The sequence below is a fragment of the Paraburkholderia sp. J10-1 genome (genome assembly GCF_905220165.1).
Lineage (GTDB): Bacteria > Pseudomonadota > Gammaproteobacteria > Burkholderiales > Burkholderiaceae > Paraburkholderia.
Genome location: NZ_CAJMYW010000004.1, coordinates 288,184 through 308,900, shown reverse-complemented (window position 1 = coordinate 308,900; position 20,717 = coordinate 288,184). Strand labels below are relative to the sequence as shown.

The window sequence follows — 20,717 nt, the reverse complement described above, 5'->3', positions numbered from 1 at the left end:
TTGCTTAGCTTTTCCGCGCCCTCGCAGCGGCCCGGCGGGAGGCACGCCGCGCCGCGATTTGCCCGGCGGCCGCAGGCCCGAAAAAGTAGAATGGTGCCAGTGCACGCGGCGCTACCGTGCCGTTGGCAGCCACACCCGCATACCAGGGACAGGTTCACCCATCATGAAGATCATTTTCTGGTTCCCGCAGACCGACGCCTCCACATGGCTGCACGGCCTCGCGCGCGCCCTGCCCGACGCCGAGTTGCGCGAGTGGCAGCCCGGCGACACCGATCCCGCCGATTACGCAGTCGTCTGGCACCCGCCGCGCGAGCTTTTCGGCGTGCCGGGCCTGCGCGCCATCTTCAATCTGGGCGCGGGCGTCGACGCGATCCTCGCCCACGAACGCGAGCGGCCGGGCACACTGCCGGGCACCGCCATGCTCGTGCGGCTCGAAGACTCGGGCATGGGCCGGCAAATGAGCGAGTACGTGCAGCACGCCGTGCTGCGCTACCTGCGCCGCTTCGACGAATACGCGCTCGCGCAGGCGCGCCGCGAATGGCACGTGCTCGCGCCGCATCCGCACGAAACCTTCACGGTCGGCGTGCTCGGCCTTGGCGTGCTGGGCGCGCAGGTCGCGCACGCGGTCGCCGCGCTCGGCGTGCCGGTGCGCGGCTTTTCGCGCAGCGCGAAGACGATAGAGGGCATCGAAACGTTTTCGGGCGAGCTGCATGGCGAGCAGTTCGACGCTTTCCTCGACGGCGTCAAGGTGCTCGTGAACCTGCTGCCCGCCACGCCCGACACCGAAAGCGTGCTCAACGCGCGCACCTTCGGCAAGCTCCCGCGCGGCGCGTATCTGGTGAACGTGGCGCGCGGCACGCATCTGGACGAACAGGACCTGCTCGACGCGCTCGCCAACGGCACGCTCGCGGCGGCCACGCTCGACGTGTTCCGCGAAGAGCCGCTACCGCCCGATCATCTCTTCTGGCGCGAGCCGCGCATCACGATCACGCCGCACAGTTCGGCGCTCACGTTGCGCGACGAAGCGATTTCGCAGGTCGCCGACAAGATCGGCGCGCTCGCTCGCGGCGAAACCGTGAGCGGCGTGGTGCACGTCGGGCGCGGTTACTGAACGCGAGAACATCGAAGCATCGCAAGGCATTTCAAATATTCGTTGGAGACACGGCAATGGCATTACCCACCGCAGTGAAGATCGTCGAAGTCGGGCCGCGCGACGGCCTGCAAAACGAGAAGGAATTCGTTCCCACCGCCACGAAGATCGAGCTCATCAACCGGCTATCGGCCGCTGGCTTTCCGAACATCGAAGCCGCCTCGTTCGTCTCGCCCAAGTGGGTCCCGCAGATGGCCGACGGCGCCGAAGTCATGGCCGGCATCGAGCGCCGCGCGGGCGCGATCTACTCGGTCCTCACGCCGAATTTGCGCGGCTTCGAAGGCGCGCTCGCCGCGCGTGCGGACGAAATCGTGATCTTCGGCGCAGCGAGCGAGGCGTTCTCGCAGAAGAACATCAACTGCTCGATCGCGGAAAGCATCGAGCGCTTTGCGCCCGTGGCCCAAGCCGCGAAGGAACACGGCGTGCGCATTCGCGGCAGCGTGTCGTGCTCGCTCGGTTGCCCGTACCAGGGCGAAGTACCGGTCGCTTCGGTCGTCGACGTGGTGGAGCGCTTCGCGGCGCTCGGCTGCGATGAGATCGACATTGCCGACACCATCGGCGTGGGCACGGCCAGGCGCGTGCACGAAGTGTTCGAAGCGGTGACGAAGGTGTTTCCGCGCGAGCGGCTCTCGGGCCACTTCCACGACACCTACGGCCAGGCGCTCGCCAACATCTACGCGGCGCTCGAAGAAGGCATCGCGATTTTCCACGCGTCGGTCGCGGGGCTTGGCGGCTGCCCGTACGCGAAGGGCGCCACGGGCAACGTCGCGACCGAAGACGTGCTGTACCTCATGAACGGCCTCGGCATTCAAACCGGCATCGACCTGAACCAGGTGGTGGCGGCGGGCGACTTCATCTCGACGGCTATCGGCCGGGCGAACGTCTCGCGCGCGGGCAAGGCGTTGCTCGCGAAGGCGCGCAGCGAAGCCGCCTGCTCGTGAAGCGCGATGCATCGACTATCGAATCGCAGTACGAAGGAAATCAACTCATGACGGAAACCCTCGACAACCTCGACGCCCTGCCCGACTCCGCGCGCCGTGTGGCCCTGATGCTGCGCGAGCGCGGCCACGCCAAGCCGGTCGTGATGCTGCCGGAAACCGGCAAGACTTCCGCCGAAGCCGCCGCGGGCCTTGGCTGCGAAGTCGCGCAGATCGCCAAGTCGATCCTGTTCCGCCGCCGCAAAGACGATGCGCCCGTGCTCGTGATCGCGAGCGGCGCAAACCGCGTGGACGAAAAGAAAGTGGCTGCGCACGTGGGCGAAATCGGCCGCGCCGACGCGAAGTTCGTGCGCGAGAAAACCGGCTACGCGATTGGCGGCGTGTGCCCGATCGGCCACGCCACGACGCCCGTCACGCTGATCGACGCCGATCTGTTCGAACTCGAAAGCCTGTGGGCCGCTGCAGGCCATCCGCATGCGGTGTTCAACCTCTCGCCGCAGGAGCTGGAAGCGCTGACCGGCGCGCCCGTGGTGGACGTCGCGCTGCGCGACGCGTGAGCATGACCGCGACTCGCGACAGCCTGGACAACGTAGTGCCGCCGCCCTCGCCTTGCATCAACATCTGCCGCATGGATGAGCGCAGCGGCTTGTGCGAGGGGTGCCTGCGCACCATCGACGAAATTGCCAGCTGGTCCACGCTCGACGAAGCGGCAAAGCGCGCCGTCTGGGACGCGATCGACGCGCGGCACGCCGAATGGGTTGCGCAGCGCTTCGAATCGCAAGGGCGAGCGCAAGGAGAAAAACAATGAACGCGCCCGCCCGCGTCGTCACGCTCGGGGAAACGTTTCGCTCGACGCTGCAGCTCACGCCCGAATCGGTGAAATCGTTCGGACTGCTCGTGAACGACCTGAACCCGCTGCACCACGACGAAGCGTACGCCGCACAAAGCCGCTTTGGCGGCCTGATCGCTTCGGGCACGCAACCCACCGCGCATTTCATGGCGCTGCTCGCCACGCACTACTCGCAGTACGCGCAGCCGCTCGGGCTCGAATTCGACATGAAGCTCAAGCGCGCCGCACACGCGCACGACACGATCACGTTCGAATGGCGCGTGGAAGAAGCGTGGTGGAAGCCGAGCCTGAATGGCGACCTCGTGAAGCTTGCGGGCGAGGCTGTGAACCAGAAAGGCGAACTGCTCGTGGTGGGCCGCGCGACGATCCTCGTCATGCCGAAACCGGAGCACGCGCAAGCATGAGTGCAACGCCCGCACTCCCTGAATCGATCCGCGTTTTCGAGCGCGGCTGGCTCTCGTCGAACAACGTGCTGCTCATCGACGAGGCGCGCGCCGCACTCGTCGATACCGGCTACGCCACGCACGCCGAACAAACCCTCGCGCTCGTGCGCCACGCGCTGGGCCCACGAGCGCTCGACCTGATCGTCAACACGCACCTGCATTCGGACCATTGCGGCGGCAACGCGCGGCTGCAGGCGCACTGGCCCTGCGCAACGCTGATCCCGGCTGCGAGCGCGGCGATCGTGCGCGACTGGGACGAAACGCGTTTGAGCTTTCTCGCCACCGGTCAGACCTGCGAGCGATTCGCGTTCACAGGCACACTCGCGGCAGGCGAACGGCTCACGCTAGGCGGCTTCGAATGGGAGGTGATCGGCGCGCCGGGGCACGATCCCGACTCGGTGATGCTCTATGCCGCCGAGCCGCGTCTGCTCATCAGCGCCGATGCGCTTTGGGAGCACGGCTTCGGCGTGATTTTTCCCGAGCTCGACGGCGCAAGCGGTTTCGCCGAGCAGCAAGCGGTGCTGGAAGCCATTGCGAAGCTCGACGTGCGCACGGTCATTCCCGGCCACGGCAAGCCGTTCGCTAACGTCGAAGCGGCGCTCGAGCGCGCGTTTTCGCGCCTTGCGTGGCTGCGCGCCGACCCGACACGCAACGCGAAGAACGCGCTCAAGGTGCTGATCGTCTTCAAGCTGCTCGAGGTACGTGCGATGACTTTCGACTCGCTCATGACGATGCTCGAAAGTGCCGCCTCCCTGCGCGCCGCGGCGCAGCAGCTCGCCCCGCGCAGCGCGTGGCCGGCGCTGCTGCGCGAGCTGGCCGGGGAGCTGGCGAAGAGCGGCGCGCTGATCGCGAATGGCGAGCGACTCGAAACCCCGGCGGCAGCGGTCTAGCCGGGCCGCATAAAAAGGCGAAAAAAAACGCTCGTCCGTTTCCGAACGAGCGTTTGAATTAGCTCTGACGTGATCAAACTGTCAAACCATGATACTCGCGCCAAAAATCCCGAAGCATCGGTGATTTCCCTACAGATGACCTACGGCTGCGGTTTCGCGCGCCTCTGCCCGGGTGATTGATCTGGAATACGAATCAAATCAGTAACCCATCTTCAGCCGCGCAAGCTCGAACAGATGCGAGCACAGATAGAGCCCCAAGCCGATTGCGCCGCCGATCACCGTGCCGTTCACGCGAATTTCTTGCAGATCCTTGCCGATTTTGAGCTCGATGAGCCGCGCCGTTTCGCGCGTGTCCCAGTTCTGCACGGTGTCGCGGATGTGATGCGTGAGATAGCGCGCGAAGTCGGGCGCCATGGCGCGCGCGGCGTCCTCGAGGTGACCGTTGAGCGAGGCGCGCAGCTCGGCGTCGGCGGCGAGCGTCTCGCCTAGCCACCGGCCCGTTGCGGCCACCTTCGCGTGCAGTTCGGAGTCCTCTCGCGCGAGATCGTCGCGCAGCCACGCGCGCAGACTGTCCCACAGCGCGCGCGTGTACTCGTTGAGCGCGCTGCCCTCGCGCAGGCTCGCCTTCAGCTCCTCGCCTTTGCGCAGGAAAGCCGGATCGCTCTTGAGCTGCACGATCAGCTTTTCCACCACTTCATCGAACTTGCGACGCAGATGATGCTCGCGATCCCCGCTCACCTGCAGCAGCAGCCGGTTCACCGCGCTCTCCACCACGCGCGCGCCGCTCTCGCCAATCCACTCCGTTGGCAGAAACTTCTCGGTCGTCGGATAGTCGCTCTTGAGCCAGTCGACGATGGCCGTTGCGACGAACGCGCGCGTGCCCTCGTCGCGCAGCAGCGCGCCGAGCTGGTCGAGCACCTGGTCAAGCAGTTCCTGGTGGCGGCCGTCTTTGGTGAGCGTGTCGAGAATCGCGCCCGCCGACTTCGAGAGATCGACGCGCTCGAGTGCGGCATGCAGGCCCTCGCGGATGAAGTTCTGGATGCGCGCGTCGTCGGTGAGGCCGAGCACGCCCGACATCATGCGCACCGCGTACTTGCCCAGGCGCTGCGCGTTGTGCGGCGCGCTCAGCCACGTGGCAAGCCGCTCGACCGGGTCGTGACGGCGGATCAGACCGACGAGCGAGCCCACGTCGAGAAATTTGTCGCGCACGAAGTTGGCGAGCTCGTCGGCAATGCGGTCCTTGTTGCGCGGAATCACGCCCGTGCGCGCCGAAACGAACGGAATCGGCACGCGGCGAAACAGCGCGACTACGGCGAACCAGTCGGCGAGCGCGCCGACCATGGCGGCTTCGCTCACGGCCTTCACGCCATCGATCACGATGCCGGGCGGCGACAGCGCCGTGCCGACGAACACGGCCGCCGCACCGAGCAGCAGCAGCAGCGCGCGGCGCTTGGCGCGCGCGAGTTCGGCTTCGTCCTGGTTGGCGGGAAATTGCGTCATGCGGGGAAAAGGTCGCGGGTTCGAACCGCGCCATTATGCGGCCAGGGCGGCCACCCCCACATGACGAAGCACAGGTGCGTCAGGCGCGCCTCAGGCGCCGGTCACGCCGAACGCGTGTCGCGCCGTTGCGGCACGATCCGCCAGCCGAGATTCACGCCTGCCGCCGCGACCAGGATCAGCGCGGCGCCCACCACCTGGATCCACGCGAGGCGCTGACCGAACGCGAACCAGTCCACGAGGATCGCGACCACCGGGTAGATGAACGAGAGCGCGCCTGTCATCGCTGTGGGCAGCTTCTGGATCGCGCCGTAAAGCAGCACGTACATGATGCCCGTGTGCACGACGCCGAGCGTGACGAGCTGCGCCCAGTGCAGCGGCGTGGCCGGCAGCGTGCCGTAGTGGATGAACGGCGCGAGCGCGAGCGCGCCGAAGGCGAGTTGCACGAGCGCGAGGAGATGCGGCGGCGTGCCCTTCAGATGCCGCGTAATGATCGACGAAATCGCGTAGAGAAACGCCGCGCCCGCCGCGTAGGCCACGCCTTGCAGATACTCGCCGGGTACCGCGAGCACGGCGGGCTGCACCTCGACCACGCACACGAGGCCAAGGAAGGCCACCGCGAGCCACGCGAGCGTCGAGGCGCTCACGCGCTCGCGCAAAATGACCACGCCGAGGCCGACGAGCATGAAGGGCTGCGTGTTGTAGACGGCCGTAGCCATGGAAATCGATGCACGCGAATAGGCGGCGAACAGCAGCACCCAGTTCGCGACGATAGCTGCGCCCCCCAGCACGGCGAGCGCAAGCGTGCGCGGCGGCAGGTGCTTGCGGCGCAGCAGGCCGAGCGCGGCGCACACGAGCGTGAGCGTCGCGCCGCCGAGCACGCAGCGCAAGAAGGCGATATTGATCGGGGCCTGCCGCGAGGCGACCACGAGCCAGCCGATGGTGCCGGACATCAGCATCGCGACGATCATCTCGGCCGCGCCGCGGCGAATTTCGGGAGTGGTGGAAGACATGAACTTGCATCCTCTATATGGCGGACAAAGGGCGCGCAGCCCTTCGCATCTGCCAGCCAGTTTATCGGCTGCAAGGCGGGGAATACATGGCTAAACTTAGGCGAAAGGCTACACTTGCCTTCGATTGAAAGGCTAACTTGGCGGAGCACCCGCGCGATCATGAACCGACGTCCCAACCCGACGCCCGCCGCCGCGCCGCTCGACGACATCGACCGCATGCTGCTCGCGGCGCTCGCCGAGGACGCCCGGGCGAGCGTCGCCGAACTGGCCAAGCACGTGGGGCTTTCGGCGCCGAGCACGTCCGAGCGGCTGCGCCGGCTCGAAGCGCAAGGTGTGATCGGCGGCTATACGGTGCAGATCGATCCGCGCGCGCTTGGCTACACGCTGCAGGCCATCGTGCGCGTGAAGCCGCTGCCCGGGCAATTGCATCTGGTGGAAGAGGTACTGCGGCGCATTCCCGAATTCGTGGAGTGCGACAAGGTCACGGGCGACGACTGCTTCATCGCCCGGCTTTATCTGCACTCGATCGAACAGCTCGACGAGATTCTCGCGAAAGTCACCGAGCGCGCCGAAACCAGCACGGCCATCGTCAAGTCCACACCAGTGCCGCGCCGACTGCCGCCGCTGAGCTGATGCAGTGGTGCGGCGGCCAGGCGCCGCCGCCGCTCATTGCTCCGTAGTCTCGAAGAACGCCAGCATCTCCTCGACCAGCGCCTCGCTCGCCTCCTCGGGAATGTAGTGGCCGCACGGCAGCGCGCGCCCACTCACGTCGCGCGCCACCTTGCGCCATTCGGCGAGCGGGTCGAAGCAGCGCTCGATCACGCCTTCCGCGCCCCACAGCACACGCAGCGGACACGCCACCTTGTTGCCGCGCTCGAGGTCGGCGCGGTCGTGCTCGAGGTCGATGGTCGCGGAGGCGCGGTAGTCCTCGCACATCGCGTGCACCGCGCCCGGCTGGCGCAGCGCCGCGCGGTAGGCGCCGAGCGCCTTCGGCGCGAAGGGTGCGAGGCCCGCGTGGCGGCTGCCCATGACGCGCTCGATATAGACGTCGGGGTTCGCTTCGATGAGCGTTTCCGGCAACGGCTCGGGCTGGATCAGGAAGAACCAGTGGAAGTAGAGCGTGGCGAATTCGCGGTCGGTTTGCTCGTACATGGCGAGCGTGGGTGCGATGTCGAGCAGCATGAGCCGCTCGACCGCGTTCGGGTGGTCAAGCGCCATGCGATGCGCGACGCGCGCGCCGCGGTCGTGTGCGCAGACCAGAAAACGCTCGTGACCGAAGTGGCGCATCACCTCGACCTGGTCGGCCGCCATCGTGCGTTTCGAATAGGCGGCGTGTGTGTCGTCGCTGGCCGGTTTCGAGGAGGCGCCGTAGCCGCGCAGATCCGTCGCGATGACGGTGAAATGCTGTGCGAGCGCCGTGGCGCACCGGTGCCAGATCATGTGAGTTTGCGGATGGCCGTGCAGCAGCAATAGCGGCGGTCCGTCGCCGCCCTTCACGCCGCAGATGTCTACGCCGCCCGCAGTGCGAACGGTGAAAGGCTGGAATCCGTCGAAGGGCATGGGGCTCGTCTCTTGTGTTTGTTGGTCTGCGGTCATTGTATGAGGCGAGCACAACTCGCAAACGTGCTTTTGGGCCCACAACGGTAGAAACCGAACACTCCCTCGAATGCCGCGCGAGAGATGCCCGAACGACCCCAAGCCTATAATCGAACGGCCGTTTTCGCGATCGAATCACGTCGCGATTTCCTGTGCGATTGCGCCTGATCAAGTTAAATCGCGCCCAGTCGATACCGGCACCCCGTTCGCGTGCGCCCGCCGCGCCACCTGCCGAAGCGCCGCAAGGAGACCTCCCCATGGCACTCCCCGCCGTCCTGCAAAACCTCTCGCTGCCCGTCGTGGGCTCGCCGATGTTCATCGTCAGCTACCCGCAGCTGGTGCTCGCGCAGTGCAAGGCGGGCATCGTCGGGTCGTTTCCGGCGCTCAACGCGCGACCTGCCGAGGAGCTGGGTGTCTGGCTCACGCAGATCCGGGAGGAACTCACCGCGTACAAGGCCGCGAACCCCGAAGCCGTCATCGGGCCGGTCGCCGTGAACCAGATCGTGCATCAGTCGAATGCGCGGCTCGAGCACGACGTGCGCGTGTGCGTCGAGCACCACGTGCCGATCTTTATCACGAGCCTGCGCGCGCCGCCGCGCGAACTGCTCGACGCCGTGCACAGCTACGGCGGCATCGTGCTGCACGACGTCATCAACCTGCGCCATGCCGCCAAAGCGCTCGAAGCGGGCGTGGACGGCCTGATCCTCGTGGCCGCGGGCGCGGGCGGCCATGCGGGCACAATCTCGCCGTTCGCGCTGGTGGGCGAAGTGCGGCGCATCTTCGACGGCCCGATCGTGCTGTCGGGCGCGATCGCCAACGGCGGCTCGATCCTGGCCGCCCAGGCCATGGGCGCGGATCTCGCCTACATGGGCACGCGCTTCATCGCGACCAAAGAGGCGCACGCGGTGGAGGACTACAAGCACGCCATTCTCGAAGCGAAGGCCGCCGACATCGTCTATACGAACCTCTTCACGGGCGTGCACGGCAACTACATCCGCGAGAGCATCGTGAACGCCGGGCTCGATCCGGATGCGCTGCCCGAGTCGGACAAAACGAAGATGGATTTCGGCGCGGGCACCTCGAAGGCGAAAGCCTGGAAAGACGTGTGGGGCGCAGGCCAGGGCGTGGGCCTGATGGATGACGTGCCCTCCGTGGCCGATCTCATCGAGCGCCTGAGGCGTGAGTACGAAGAGACGAAAGCGCGGCTCGGCGTGAGCCGCTCGGCATAGCGAGGGCTGACGTCAGCGCGCGGTGGCGGCGCTTCGTGCGGCGTCGGCATTGACCGCCGCCGCGCGGATCGCCTCCACGCCCGGCCACAGTTCGCGCTCCGAAAAGCGCGCGGCCAGGAAGTCGACGAACGAGCGCACCTTCGCCGAAAGATGGCGGCGGCTCGCGTACACGGCGTAGATCGGCAGCTCGCGCGGCGGCAGCGCGTCGACGAGCAGCGGCACGAGGCGCCCTTCGGCGATATCGTCGCCCACCACCTCGGTGCCGAGCATCGAGAGCCCGCCGCCCTGCAACACCACCACGCGCAGCGCCTCCAGGTGATTGACGATGAGGTTGCCGCCCGGCTTCGGCTTCACGCCGCCCGCGCCCTCCGCGAACGGCGCGAGTTCCTGGGCCGACGCCCCCGCGTACTGAACGAAGTTGTGCCGGGCGAGATCGGCCACGGTCTTCGGCACGCCGTGGCGGCGCAAGTACTCCGGCGACGCGCACAGCACGATGTGCGCGGTGGCGAGCGGCCGCGCGATCAACGACGAAGACTTGAGCCCCGAAGGCGCGGCGCGGATCGCCACGTCGAAACCCTCGTCGATCAGCTCGACCACGCGGTCGGAGAGCGTGATGTCGACGGTCACCTGCGGGAATCCGGCTGCGTAGTCGGCAACCGCGCCCATCACATGACGCAGCCCGAACGCCGTGAGCGACGACACGCGCAGCCGCCCCTGCGGCACGACGCTCGCCGCGCCCACCGCCTGGCCGGCTTCGTCGAGCTCCGTGAGCGCCAGCGCCACGCGCTCGTAATACTCGCGCCCCGCCTCGGTGGGCGCGACGCGGCGCGTGGTGCGGTTCAGCAAACGCGCGCCAAGCTGCTGCTCCAGATGCATCACATGCTTGCTCGCCATCGCGGCGGACATGTCCATGCGCTCGGCCGCCGCGACGAAGCTGCCCGCCTCCACCACCTGGCGGAACACTTTCATGCTGACGAGGGTATCCATGGTGCGGCCTTCAACTCGAACATAAATAAACGGGAATCAATCGTCGATATTTTCCTCGTTTTATCAATTGCGGGTGTTGAAACGCGCAGGTACGCCTGGCATCTGGCGGCCCAGAAAGCAAAAAACCCCGCGCTGCACGCAGCGCGGGGTTTGGCTGTCGAACCTTGAACGTCGACCTGAGCGGCAGCGCCGGTCAGAACTTCGCGCGCAGACCCACGCCGTAGGTCTGGCCGCTCGACATGTTGTCGAAGTGGTCGTACATGTACGCCGCGTAGACGTCGGTGCGCTTCGAGAGCGGATAGTCGTAACCGATGGCCGCCGTCTGGCGCGTCTGGTTCAGGCCGCCGCCGTTGCGCGAGTAGGCGTACGAAGCCATGACCGTGCCCGGGCCGACGGGCGCCGTCACGCCACCCTGCGCCGTGTTCACGTGCCAGCTGCCTTCCTGCTGCCAGTTCGCCGTGTACATGTACTGACCGAAGAACTTCACGAACTTGAGATCGTACGAGAGACCGAGCTGTGCGACGCCCTGGCTCTTCAGGCCGACGATGGTCGTGTCGCCGCTCACGATGCTGCCAATGTCGCCCGGCGTGTTGTTGAAGTTCACGTACTGATAAACGGCGGTGGCAGCAAACGGGCCATGGAAGTACAGACCCTGCACGCTCCACTTCTTCGAGCCGTTCGAGCCGGCCTGGTTGCCGAACGCGTACATCGCCGAGCCCGAGAGGCCGTTGAAGTTCGGCGTGGAGTACTGGACCGCGTTGTTCCAGCCCGAGTCGCCCACCACGCCCTGGTCCGTCGTGTAGGTCGGGAACGTCGAGAGGCCGAGGTACACGTGGTACACCATCGGCGAGAAGGTGTACGAATCGCCAAACGGGTTGAAGAGAATCGTCGAGACGAACAGTTGCGTCGTCAGGCGCCCTGCCGTGACCGTGCCGTACGGCGACTCGAGGCCGACGTACGCGTTGCGCGCGAAGAACGTGTCGCCTTCGAAGCGGCCGAACTGGCCGTTCTGTGCGCGGAAGAAGCTTTCCAGCGTGAAGATCGCCTTGTAGCCGCCACCCAGATCCTCAGAGCCCTTCATGCCCCAGTACGACGTGGACATGCCGCCGCCGCCCACGTTCCAGGCGGTCTGGCCGCCCGGAAATTTCGTCGCCCCGACCCATTCGTCAACCTGGCCATAGAGCTGGACGCTCGACTGCGCAAACGCCGACGAGGACGCGGCGGCAAGAACAGCGGCGAGCGCGCTCGCCTTGAGGGTGGTGCGCAGCACGCGGCTGACCGTTGTATTCATGGGTTCTCCAGTCTTTGTCAAAAAAAGGTGTCGGGCGGCTGAGGCGCTCGCGCAAAGCTTTGTTTTTTCGTCGTTCGCAGGCGTGGCCGTTCTGGGCGGATCCATCTTTGCGGACCATTTATGTGGTCAAAAATAAACGGTGTTATTGCCGGTATATCGGGCGGATTAGTTTGCCGTCCAAAAGACCTGTTTAATCGCTGTCGACTCTGCCTTGCGCTGCGCTGCATCACCGCGACGCGCAGCCTGCCGGGCCGCGCCCAGCGGGGCGCTCCCGCACGCGCGGGGGCTGCCGGTGACGCGCCGCCGAAACGAAAGCGAGATTTCAGACGAAAGGGATCTGTATGACGAGAGATTTCCAAAAAAGTGTGGTATCCACGCGTCAGTTTTCGTAACGTGGACAAACCGGGCTTGTTTTGGACGTGTTTCGGCGGCGCTAGCAGGTCAGTGCCTGAAGCGAATCAACGGTAGAAAACGGGAGAAAAGCGCAGAAAGCGTGAGGCGGGGAGAAAGCGAAAGCGGCCGCGAGGGCAGCGCTCAATTGCGGTAAGGCGAGGGCATGGGCGGGCGCGGGACCTCGCCGCCGTTGCGCGGGAACGGCCGGTAGGTACCGCCGCGCTCTTCGTTGTACCGGGCAACGTCTTCGCGGATCGAGCCCGCGCGCACCGGCGAGTCCGCCGGCGGATGCGGCACCTGGCGCGTTTCCGCGCTCACGGGCGTGATGGGGTTGCCGCGGGGATAGCCGCCGTAGCCGCCGAACGGCGTGCCATAGCTGTAGTCGCGGCGGGGAGCCTGTTGCTGGACTTGCCCTTGCCACTGGTTCGGCGCACGGTTGCCGCCGCGTTCATAGCGGCCGCCCTGATCGGCCACGCGCATGGGCGCTGCGGCGGGGCCGCGGGCGCGCTCGGGAGCGCCGTGGTAGCCGCCGCCCCACGACATGCCGGCCCGCGGCGCGGGCATCGAATGCATGGCAGGCATCGAATGCATGGCGGGCATGGAAGGCGCGCGCGCAAAGCCGCCGCCGCCGCCGTGCCCCGAAAAACCGGGCTGAGCATGGGCGAGCGCAACGAGGGCCGCTAATCCGGCCCCCAAGATCCACTGTCCCAGTTTTGACAACCCTGCGTGCATTGTGACGTTTCGCCTGCCCGACGTTTGCGCTTGGCAACCCGCCACTCGGGCCATGGCGGGCCAGTCCCGGGACGCACGCCGCGCAGCGCGTAACGATTGCCGCCACAACGATTCCGGGCGTCCCTTTGACGGTAATTTATGGGCGTGCCGAATGGGTGTCGAGCCAAAAGATGTTATGCCGCCCGAAGGGTTGTAACACCATGTTACTGCTGGGTTTTCTGGCTCCGGACGCGGCCCGGGAAGGCCGTCCGGCAAGGCTCTTCGGGCAGCCAGGGGAGCGCTCCGCTTGATGCTTGAGCAAGGGCTCAACATCTGAAGAATGCGCGGACTCCTGACGACTTTTGCGGCGCGCGAATGCTCCTCGCACGTCGATGAGGAATCCGGCATAAAGGAGTCATCGATCTTGACGATCCATGCGTATCCGTCATCAATCGATGCTTCAAATGAATTTGCTTTTTCAATCGGCTTGCGCCGACAATAGGCGTTCCGATTCACTCGTTGCACGCACACCGATTGCGCGCAGCCAGCGCCCAGGCGCGCACTAGAGATTGTCCGATGGCACGTCCGAAATTCCTGCCCGATAACTTCACCCTTTGCCTTGTCGGCACGGTGGTTCTTGCGAGCCTGTTCCCGGTGCACGGCCAGGCCGCCACCGGTTTCAACTGGCTGACCAATGTAGCGGTCGGCCTGCTGTTCTTCCTGCACGGCGCCAAGCTTTCGCGCGAGGCGATCGTCGCCGGTGCGACGCACTGGCGCCTGCACATCGTCGTCCTGCTCAGCACCTTCGTGCTCTTTCCCGCGCTAGGGCTCGCGCTCAAGCCCGTGCTTTCGCCGCTCGTCACCCCGGCGCTCTACGCGGGCGTGCTGTTCCTCTGCACGCTGCCTTCCACGGTGCAGTCGTCCATCGCCTTCACCTCGATGGCGCGCGGCAACGTGCCCGCCGCCGTTTGCAGCGCTTCGGCGTCGAGCCTGATCGGGATCTTCGTCACGCCCGCGCTCGTGAGCCTGATCGTCACGAACCAGAACGCGGGCGGCGGCTCGGCCTGGCACACCGTGTGGAACATCGTGCTGCAACTGCTCGTGCCGTTCGTGGCGGGCCAGTTGCTGCGCCCGGTGATCGGCCGCTGGATCGAGCGCAACAAGGGTGTGCTCAAGTTCGTCGATCAGGGCTCGATCCTGCTCGTGGTGTTCGGCGCATTTTCCGAGGCCGTGAACGAAGGGCTTTGGCATCACATCCCGCTCGCCGCGCTCGGCGGGCTGCTCGTCGTGAACGCGGTGCTGCTCGCGCTCGCGCTTGGCATCACGATTTACACGAGCAAGAAGCTCGGGTTCTCGCGCGCCGACCAGATCACCATCATTTTCTGCGGCTCGAAAAAGAGCCTCGCGGCCGGCGTGCCGATGGCGAAGGTGATCTTCGCCTCGAACGCCGTGGGCGCGGTCGTGCTGCCGCTCATGCTGTTCCACCAGATCCAGCTCATGGTGTGCGCGGCGCTCGCCCAGCGCTGGGGCGCTCGCGACATGAGCGCCGAGCGCGCCGCCAGCGCGGGCGATGAATCGCGCGCCGGCGCGGGTGAGCGCACGACGACTGCCACGGCCGCGCGCCGGTAAGCGCCTCTGCGCTTCTTCGTTCAGGGCGGCGAGAAATCGTCGCCCTGCTGCAGCAAACGCCGCGGCCAGTGCGCGGCGCACCCATCTCTGCCTCCCGCCCCTCCCCCGCGCTCCGCCCGCATGCGCCACACGTTCAAAACGTGGGCTTCGCTGCCCTGTCACCAAAATTTCATTTAATTCATCCGATGATATGCCGTTAAGTTCAACGTCTTCGCCCGTTCTGGCCTGTCCATGTCTGCGTCTGCTCGCGCGCCACTCCATCACGCCACGCCCGGCGTCGGGGCACTGATCGCCCAGCGCCAGCTACGCGCGGTCTTCCAGCCCATCGTCGATTTCGACGGCGGCGCGATCCTCGGCTACGAGGGCCTCATTCGCGGGCCGGCCGGCTCGCCGCTCGAAACGCCCGCCGCCCTCTTCGCGCGCGCAGGCGACGAACACTGCACCGCCGCGCTCGAACGCGCCGCAGCACGCACCTGCATCGAGACCTTCGCCCGGCTCGACTGCCCCGGCAAGCTGTTCCTCAATTTCAGCGCCGACGCGCTGCGCCAGCTCACCGCTGCCGGCGACGCCGCGCTCGCCCTCTTCGACGGCCCGATCGACCCGACGCGCTTTGTGATCGAACTCACCGAGCAGAGCGCCATCCACGACCTGCGCAACTTCTCGCCCGTGGTCGAAACGTTGCGCGCGGCGGGCGCCCAGTTCGCGCTCGACGACTACGGCACGGCCAACGCGAGCCTGAACCTCTGGGTGCAGCTGCAGCCGGACGTCGTGAAGATCGACCGCTTCTTCATCCATGACATCGCCCACGACGCGCTCAAGTTCGAAGCCGTGCGCGCCATGCAGCATTTCGCGCAGGCAAGCGGCGCGCGCCTCGTGGCGGAGGGCATCGAGAACGCCGCCGACCTGATCGTGCTGCGCGACATGGGCATCGACTGCGGCCAGGGCTTTTTCTTTGGCCGCCCCAACGGTGAGCCGCTGCGCGTGCTCGCACGCGAAGCGCGCGAGGCGATTCGCGCGGACCATATCGCCGTGTTCCCCGAGGCCACGCGCAGCGCCGCCACGCAGCCCGCGGGCGGCGGCGCGCCCGCCAGCAAGATGCTCGTGCGCGCGCCCGCGCTGCCGCGCCACGCGACCAACAACGACGTGCTCGAACTGTTCAGCGGCCAGCCCGATCTGCACGCGGTGGCCGTGGTGGAAGATGAAGCGCCCGTTGCGCTCATCAACCGGCGCGCGTTCATGGACCGCTATGCGCTGCCCTACCACCGCGAGCTGTTCGGCAAAAAGGCCTGCCTGCAATTCGCCAACGCGCAGCCGGTGCTGATCGAGCAGTCGATGAGCGTCGAGCAGATGGCCACGCTCCTCGCGAGCGACGACCAGCGCTATCTCGCCGATGGCTTCGTGATCACCGACAACGGCCGCTATGCCGGACTCGGCACGGGCGAAAGCCTCGTGCGCGCGGTGACGGAGGTGCGCATCCAGGCCGCGCGTTACGCGAATCCGCTCACCTTCCTGCCGGGCAACATTCCGATCAGCTCTCATATCGAGCGCCTGCTCTCGCACGACGCGGGCTTTCACGCGTGCTACGTCGACCTGAACCTGTTCAAGCCCTTCAACGATCAGTACGGCTACTGGCAAGGCGACGAGGTGCTCAAGTTCGCCGCGACGGTGCTCGCCGACGCCTGCGACCCCACACGCGACTTCCTCGGCCATGTGGGCGGCGACGACTTCCTGATCCTGTTCCAGAGCGAGACGTGGCGCGAGCGCGCGCGCCAGGCGATCGAAGCGTTCAACGAAGGCGCGCAGCGCTTCTACGCGCCGGGCGACCGGCTCGCGGGCGGCATTCACGGCGAGGATCGCTATGGCAACGCGACCTTCTTTACCTTCGTGACGATGGCGATAGGCTGCGTGCGCGTCGCGCCGGGCGAAGGCGCGCAGCACAGCAGCGACGCCATCGCTTCGCTCGCGGCCCTCGCCAAGCGCCGCGCGAAACAGGAAGCCAGCGGACTCGTTGTGATCGACGGCAGCACGAGCGCCGACCTCCTCCCCACGCTTGGCCCGACGGCAGGCGAAGGCGCCAACGCGTCATAACGGCCGGAATTTTCCCCGGTGGCAGCCCCAAAAAAGCGCGGGCCGGCCGCGCGGCTCATGCCGCGCGCCGGCCCGTTCTGCTTTCGTTTCCTCGCCGCTACGCCGTCGCTAGATCGTCCCCATCAACACCAGCACGACCACCACGATAACGACGATGCCGAGCGTGCCCGAAGGCGCGTAGCCCCACGAGCGGCTGTGCGGCCACGCTGGAAACGCGCCAATGAGCAGCAGGATCAGAATGACCAGAAGCAGGGTGCCGAGCATGATGCCTCCGTACGTCGAATGTGAATGCCCGAGCTTCCGCAATCGCCGTACCCGCAACCGTTTAGTTATTTTTACTAAACACACAAGTTTGCGTTTATTTCATTGTTTACTGGTATTTACCTGGAATTTGAGGCGTAGATCCGGGTTTTTTGGACCAATTTTTACTATACAATCGCCGCACACCTGACCACTCCCGGAACGCTCACCGCGTTCACCGCAAGCCAGGAACCATGGGGACAACCATTCGTGACGTCGCGCAGGCCGCCAACGTGTCGATCGGCACCGTGTCGCGCGCGTTGAAAAACCAGCCAGGCCTTTCCGAAGCCACGCGCGAACGCATTGTCGAAGTCGCGCGCGCGCTCGGCTATGACTGCGCGCAACTGCGCCCGCGCATTCGCCGGCTCACCTTCCTGCTCCATCGCCAGCACAACAACTTCGCGGCAAGCCCGTTCTTCTCGCACGTGCTGCACGGCGTGGAAGACGCCTGCCGCGAACACGGCATCGTGCCCGCGCTGCTCACGGCCGGCCCCGCCGACGACACCGTCCAGCAGTTGCGCCTGCACGCGCCCGACGCCATCGCCGTGGCCGGTTTCGTCGAGCCGGAAATGCTCGCCGCGCTCGTCGCGCTGCAGCGGCCGCTCGTGCTGATCGACCTGTGGGCGCCTGGCCTGCGCTCGGTGAACATCGACAATGCGGCGGGCGCCGCGCTCGCCATGCAGCATCTGTTCGAACTCGGGCGGCGGCGCATTGCGTTCATCGGCGGGTCGCTCGCGCACTACAGCATCGCGCAGCGCGCGCTCGGCTACCGGCGCGCGTTCTTCGAGGCGGGCCTGCTGTTCGACCCGTCGCTCGAAACGACGATCGACGGCGGCCTCGACCCCGACACGGGCGCGTCGCTCGCCATGCAGCGCCTGATCGATGCGGCGCGCGCCGGATACCCAACCCCGCGCCCGCCGCCCGACGCCCTGTTCGCCTACAACGACGCCGCCGCGCTCGCCGCCATGCGCGTGTGCCTCGCCAACGGCCTGCGCGTGCCCGAGGACATCGCGATCATCGGTTTCGACGATATCGCGGGCGCCACGCACGCCACGCCGCCGCTCTCGACGATCGCCGTCGACAAGGAAGCGCTCGGGCGGCGCGGCGTCGAACTGCTGCTCGAAGAAGCGCCTGCCACGAGCGAGATCCGCTTGCCGGTGCAGCTCGTCGCGCGCGCGAGCACCCTGGGTGCGGCGTCATCGAATCTCGTCGCCGCGCACGCTGTCCGTCACACTGCAAGCACGCCGCAGAGCGCCTGAGGCGCTCCGCTGAAAACACGTTGAAACAACGCTGAAGCCACGTCCAAGCCAGAAGAGAACGCCATGACGACGACCGCCGACACCGCCTCCTCCGCCACCGCACATCCCGTTGCCGCGCCCGCCGTCGCGAGCTTTCGCGACCGCGGCTTCCTGCTCGGCCACGTGCAGGACACCCTGCGCTTCTACGCGCCGAACGTGCTCGATCCGTCGGGCGGCTTCTTCCACTACTTCCGCGACGACGGCTCGATCTACAACGCGCATTCGCGCCACCTCGTGAGCAGCTGCCGCTACGTCTTCAACTACGCGATGGCGTATCGCGAGTTCGGCGATCCGCAGCACCTGGAATACGCGCGCCACGGCTTGCAGTTCCTGCGCGAAGGCCACTGGGACCCGCAACTGCAAGGCTACGACTGGGAGATCGACTGGCGCGACGGCAAGAAGCGCGTGCTCGACGCCACGCGCCACTGCTACGGCCTCGCGTTCGTGCTGCTCGCGTACGCGCATGCGGCAATGGCCGGCATCGAGGAAGCGCGGCCGATGATCGGCGCGACCTTCGATCTGATGGAACACCGCTTCTGGGACGGCGCGGCGGGCCTCTACGCGGACGAGGCGAGCGCCGACTGGATCGTCTCGGGCTATCGCGGCCAGAACGCCAACATGCACACGACCGAGGCGCTGCTCGCGGCCTACGAGGCGACGGGCCATCTCGTGTATCTCGACCGCGCCGAGCGCGTCGCGTCGAACATCACGCTGCGCCAGGCGAAGCTCTCGCAAGGGCTCGTGTGGGAGCACTTTCACGCGGACTGGTCGGTGGACTGGCATTACAACGAGGAAGACAGCTCGAATATCTTCCGCCCGTGGGGCTTCCAGCCGGGCCATCAAACGGAATGGGCGAAGCTGCTGTTGCTGCTCGAGCGTCACCGCCCGCTGCCCTGGCTGCTGCCGCGCGCGATCGAGCTCTTCGACGCCGCCATGGCGCACGCCTGGGACAACGATCACGGCGGCCTTTATTACGGCTTCGGGCCGGACGGCACCGTGTGCGATCACGACAAGTACTTCTGGGTGCAGGCGGAAACCTTCGCCACGGCTGCGCTGCTTGGCAAGCGCACCGGCAACGAGCGCTTCTGGGACTGGTACGACGAGATCTGGCGCTACAGCTGGGCGAATTTCGTCGATCATCGCTACGGTGCGTGGTATCGCATCCTCACCTGCGACAACCGCAAGTACAGTGACGAGAAGAGCCCCGCGGGCAAGACCGACTATCACACCATGGGCGCGTGCTACGAAGCGCTGAACGCGCTGCCCGGACGCGGCATGGCGCCGGTCGTGGGCCGCGAGGAAGCGACCGCCGCCGATGCCGGCATGACGGGCACAAGCGGCCAGAACTAAACAGAGGAAGACGACGATGAGCACCTGCAGCACCGGCCCGGACTTCTCATCCGGCTTCCCGGCCTTCATCTCGGCCGGCGACATCCTCACCGATCTCGTGCGCACGCCTGCGCCCGAAGGCGCGCCGCACAGTTCGCCGCCGGGCGCGCCGGGCATGGACTCGCACTGGCGCGCGCACCCTGGCGGCGCGGGCTGGAACGTTGCGCGCGCGGTCGCGCGCCTCGGGCTGCCCACGGCAAGCGTGGGCGCGCTCGGCGTGGACAACTTCTCTGACGAGCTCTGGAACGCAAGCGTGGCCGCCGGGCTCGACATGCGCTTCATGCAACGCGTGGAGCGCGCGCCGCTGCTCGCGATCGTGCATCAGACGCATCCGCCCGCGTACTACTTCATCGGCGACAACAGCGCCGACCTTGCCTTCGATCCCGCGAAGCTGCCTGAAGGCTGGCGCGCGCATGCGAAGTGGGCGCACTTCGGCTGCATCAGCCTCGTGCGCCAGCCGCTCGGCGAAACGCTCGCCACGCTTGCCGCCGAACTGCGCGCGGCCGGCGTGAAGATCAGCTTCGATCCGAACTACCGCAACCTCATGGCGCACGGCTACGAGCCGATCCTGCGCCGCATGGCCGCGCTCGCCGATCTCATCAAGGTCTCCGACGAAGACCTGCGCATGCTGTTCGCCGGCAAGAGCGAAGCGCAAGCCATCGAAGCCGTGCGCGCGCTCAATCCGGCCGCCACGCTGCTTGTCACGCGCGGCGCGCAGGCGGCCACGCTCTACGCGGGCAACGACGTAATTGAGGCAGCGCCGCCGCGCGTCGAAGTGGCCGATACGGTGGGGGCGGGCGACGCTTCCATCGGCGGCCTGCTGTTCAGCCTCATGAGCACGCCGCAGCGCAACTGGCGCCAGCATCTCGGCTTCGCGCTCGCCGCGGGCGCGGCCGCGTGCCGCCGGCCCGGCGCGTATTCGCCGACGCTCGACGAAGTCGTCGCGCTGCTCGCCGACTGAAGGCGCACGGCAAGGTGAACTGCGAGGCGAACTGCGAGGCACACGCCGAGGACACGGCGCGGCG

General features: G+C 66.8%; 20 protein-coding genes. 13 read left to right on the top strand and 7 right to left on the bottom strand.

Annotation, left to right across the window (positions count from 1 at the left end):
- Nucleotides 1-163 precede the first annotated feature (163 nt).
- From U5A65_RS16545 to U5A65_RS16520, 6 genes are read left to right on the top strand one after another with little or no spacing between them, the layout of a single operon-like run.
- Entirely contained in the window at nucleotides 164-1,111 is a 948-nt protein-coding gene (locus U5A65_RS16545) for a glyoxylate/hydroxypyruvate reductase A (protein ID WP_321934386.1), read from the top strand.
- 56 nt (nucleotides 1,112-1,167) lie between these two features.
- Nucleotides 1,168-2,091 carry a hydroxymethylglutaryl-CoA lyase gene (locus U5A65_RS16540; protein ID WP_321907504.1) on the top strand — a complete coding sequence of 308 codons (924 nt, stop codon included), beginning with the start codon at nucleotides 1,168-1,170 and terminating at the stop codon, nucleotides 2,089-2,091.
- 47 nt (nucleotides 2,092-2,138) lie between these two features.
- Entirely contained in the window at nucleotides 2,139-2,645 is a 507-nt protein-coding gene (locus tag U5A65_RS16535; protein ID WP_321907503.1) for a YbaK/EbsC family protein, read from the top strand.
- A gap of 2 nt (nucleotides 2,646-2,647) precedes the next feature.
- Nucleotides 2,648-2,896: a DUF1289 domain-containing protein gene (locus U5A65_RS16530; RefSeq protein WP_321907500.1), complete on the top strand. Its 249-nt coding sequence runs from the start codon at nucleotides 2,648-2,650 to the stop codon at nucleotides 2,894-2,896.
- A complete protein-coding gene (locus U5A65_RS16525) occupies nucleotides 2,893-3,342 on the top strand; it encodes a MaoC family dehydratase (protein ID WP_321934388.1) in 450 nt (149 codons plus the stop codon). The genes U5A65_RS16530 and U5A65_RS16525 overlap by 4 nt, the downstream gene beginning before the upstream one ends.
- On the top strand, nucleotides 3,339-4,271 hold the full coding sequence (locus U5A65_RS16520) for an MBL fold metallo-hydrolase (protein ID WP_321934389.1): 933 nt from the start codon (nucleotides 3,339-3,341) through the stop codon (nucleotides 4,269-4,271). Before U5A65_RS16525 ends, U5A65_RS16520 begins: the two co-directional genes overlap by 4 nt.
- A gap of 198 nt (nucleotides 4,272-4,469) precedes the next feature.
- Here the strand turns inward: U5A65_RS16520 and U5A65_RS16515 are convergent, their stop codons facing one another.
- Both U5A65_RS16515 and U5A65_RS16510 read right to left on the bottom strand, forming a co-directional pair.
- Nucleotides 4,470-5,771 (bottom strand): DUF445 domain-containing protein, encoded by a 1,302-nt coding sequence (locus tag U5A65_RS16515; protein WP_321934390.1) that lies wholly within the window; start codon nucleotides 5,769-5,771, stop codon nucleotides 4,470-4,472.
- Between the two features lie 101 nt (nucleotides 5,772-5,872).
- A complete protein-coding gene (locus U5A65_RS16510) occupies nucleotides 5,873-6,781 on the bottom strand; it encodes a DMT family transporter (protein WP_321934391.1) in 909 nt (302 codons plus the stop codon).
- 159 nt (nucleotides 6,782-6,940) lie between these two features.
- Here U5A65_RS16510 and U5A65_RS16505 point away from each other — a divergent pair, with 159 nt between their 5' ends.
- Complete coding sequence (locus U5A65_RS16505; protein ID WP_321907495.1) at nucleotides 6,941-7,414, top strand: Lrp/AsnC family transcriptional regulator; 474 nt, start codon at nucleotides 6,941-6,943, stop codon at nucleotides 7,412-7,414.
- Between the two features lie 33 nt (nucleotides 7,415-7,447).
- Here the strand turns inward: U5A65_RS16505 and U5A65_RS16500 are convergent, their stop codons facing one another.
- Nucleotides 7,448-8,341, bottom strand: coding sequence for an alpha/beta hydrolase (locus tag U5A65_RS16500; RefSeq protein ID WP_321934392.1), 894 nt, complete (start codon nucleotides 8,339-8,341; stop codon nucleotides 7,448-7,450).
- A gap of 293 nt (nucleotides 8,342-8,634) precedes the next feature.
- Between U5A65_RS16500 and U5A65_RS16495 the strand changes: the two genes are divergently transcribed.
- Nucleotides 8,635-9,606 (top strand): nitronate monooxygenase family protein, encoded by a 972-nt coding sequence (locus tag U5A65_RS16495; RefSeq protein ID WP_321907492.1) that lies wholly within the window; start codon nucleotides 8,635-8,637, stop codon nucleotides 9,604-9,606.
- 12 nt (nucleotides 9,607-9,618) lie between these two features.
- On the opposite strand, the gene U5A65_RS16490 is transcribed toward U5A65_RS16495, so the two are convergent.
- From U5A65_RS16490 to U5A65_RS16480, 3 genes are all read right to left on the bottom strand, one after another.
- Nucleotides 9,619-10,593 (bottom strand): LysR family transcriptional regulator, encoded by a 975-nt coding sequence (locus tag U5A65_RS16490; protein WP_321907491.1) that lies wholly within the window; start codon nucleotides 10,591-10,593, stop codon nucleotides 9,619-9,621.
- Nucleotides 10,594-10,786: 193 nt separating this feature from the next.
- A complete protein-coding gene (locus U5A65_RS16485; protein ID WP_321907490.1) occupies nucleotides 10,787-11,884 on the bottom strand; it encodes a porin in 1,098 nt (365 codons plus the stop codon).
- A gap of 534 nt (nucleotides 11,885-12,418) precedes the next feature.
- Nucleotides 12,419-12,973, bottom strand: a complete 555-nt coding sequence (locus tag U5A65_RS16480) for a hypothetical protein (RefSeq protein ID WP_321907488.1) — start codon at nucleotides 12,971-12,973, stop codon at nucleotides 12,419-12,421.
- Between the two features lie 591 nt (nucleotides 12,974-13,564).
- On the opposite strand from U5A65_RS16480, the gene U5A65_RS16475 reads away from it, so the two are divergent.
- Together U5A65_RS16475 and U5A65_RS16470 are read left to right on the top strand one after the other, a co-directional pair.
- The gene (locus U5A65_RS16475; protein ID WP_321907487.1) at nucleotides 13,565-14,617 is read left to right on the top strand and encodes a bile acid:sodium symporter family protein; all 1,053 of its coding nucleotides are present in this window, start codon (nucleotides 13,565-13,567) and stop codon (nucleotides 14,615-14,617) included.
- 231 nt (nucleotides 14,618-14,848) lie between these two features.
- Complete coding sequence (locus tag U5A65_RS16470) at nucleotides 14,849-16,705, top strand: phosphodiesterase (RefSeq protein WP_321946822.1); 1,857 nt, start codon at nucleotides 14,849-14,851, stop codon at nucleotides 16,703-16,705.
- Between the two features lie 108 nt (nucleotides 16,706-16,813).
- Here the strand turns inward: U5A65_RS16470 and U5A65_RS16465 are convergent, their stop codons facing one another.
- Complete coding sequence (locus U5A65_RS16465) at nucleotides 16,814-16,969, bottom strand: DUF3309 family protein (RefSeq protein WP_042296285.1); 156 nt, start codon at nucleotides 16,967-16,969, stop codon at nucleotides 16,814-16,816.
- Between the two features lie 230 nt (nucleotides 16,970-17,199).
- Here U5A65_RS16465 and U5A65_RS16460 point away from each other — a divergent pair, with 230 nt between their 5' ends.
- The 3 genes from U5A65_RS16460 to U5A65_RS16450 all read left to right on the top strand — a co-directional run bounded on the left by U5A65_RS16460 (nucleotide 17,200) and on the right by U5A65_RS16450 (nucleotide 20,653).
- Nucleotides 17,200-18,264 (top strand): LacI family DNA-binding transcriptional regulator, encoded by a 1,065-nt coding sequence (locus U5A65_RS16460; RefSeq protein ID WP_321907485.1) that lies wholly within the window; start codon nucleotides 17,200-17,202, stop codon nucleotides 18,262-18,264.
- A 63-nt stretch (nucleotides 18,265-18,327) separates the two neighbouring features.
- Nucleotides 18,328-19,653: an AGE family epimerase/isomerase gene (locus U5A65_RS16455; protein WP_321934394.1), complete on the top strand. Its 1,326-nt coding sequence runs from the start codon at nucleotides 18,328-18,330 to the stop codon at nucleotides 19,651-19,653.
- A 16-nt stretch (nucleotides 19,654-19,669) separates the two neighbouring features.
- Nucleotides 19,670-20,653, top strand: a complete 984-nt coding sequence (locus tag U5A65_RS16450; RefSeq protein ID WP_321934395.1) for a carbohydrate kinase — start codon at nucleotides 19,670-19,672, stop codon at nucleotides 20,651-20,653.
- Nucleotides 20,654-20,717: the final 64 nt, after the last annotated feature.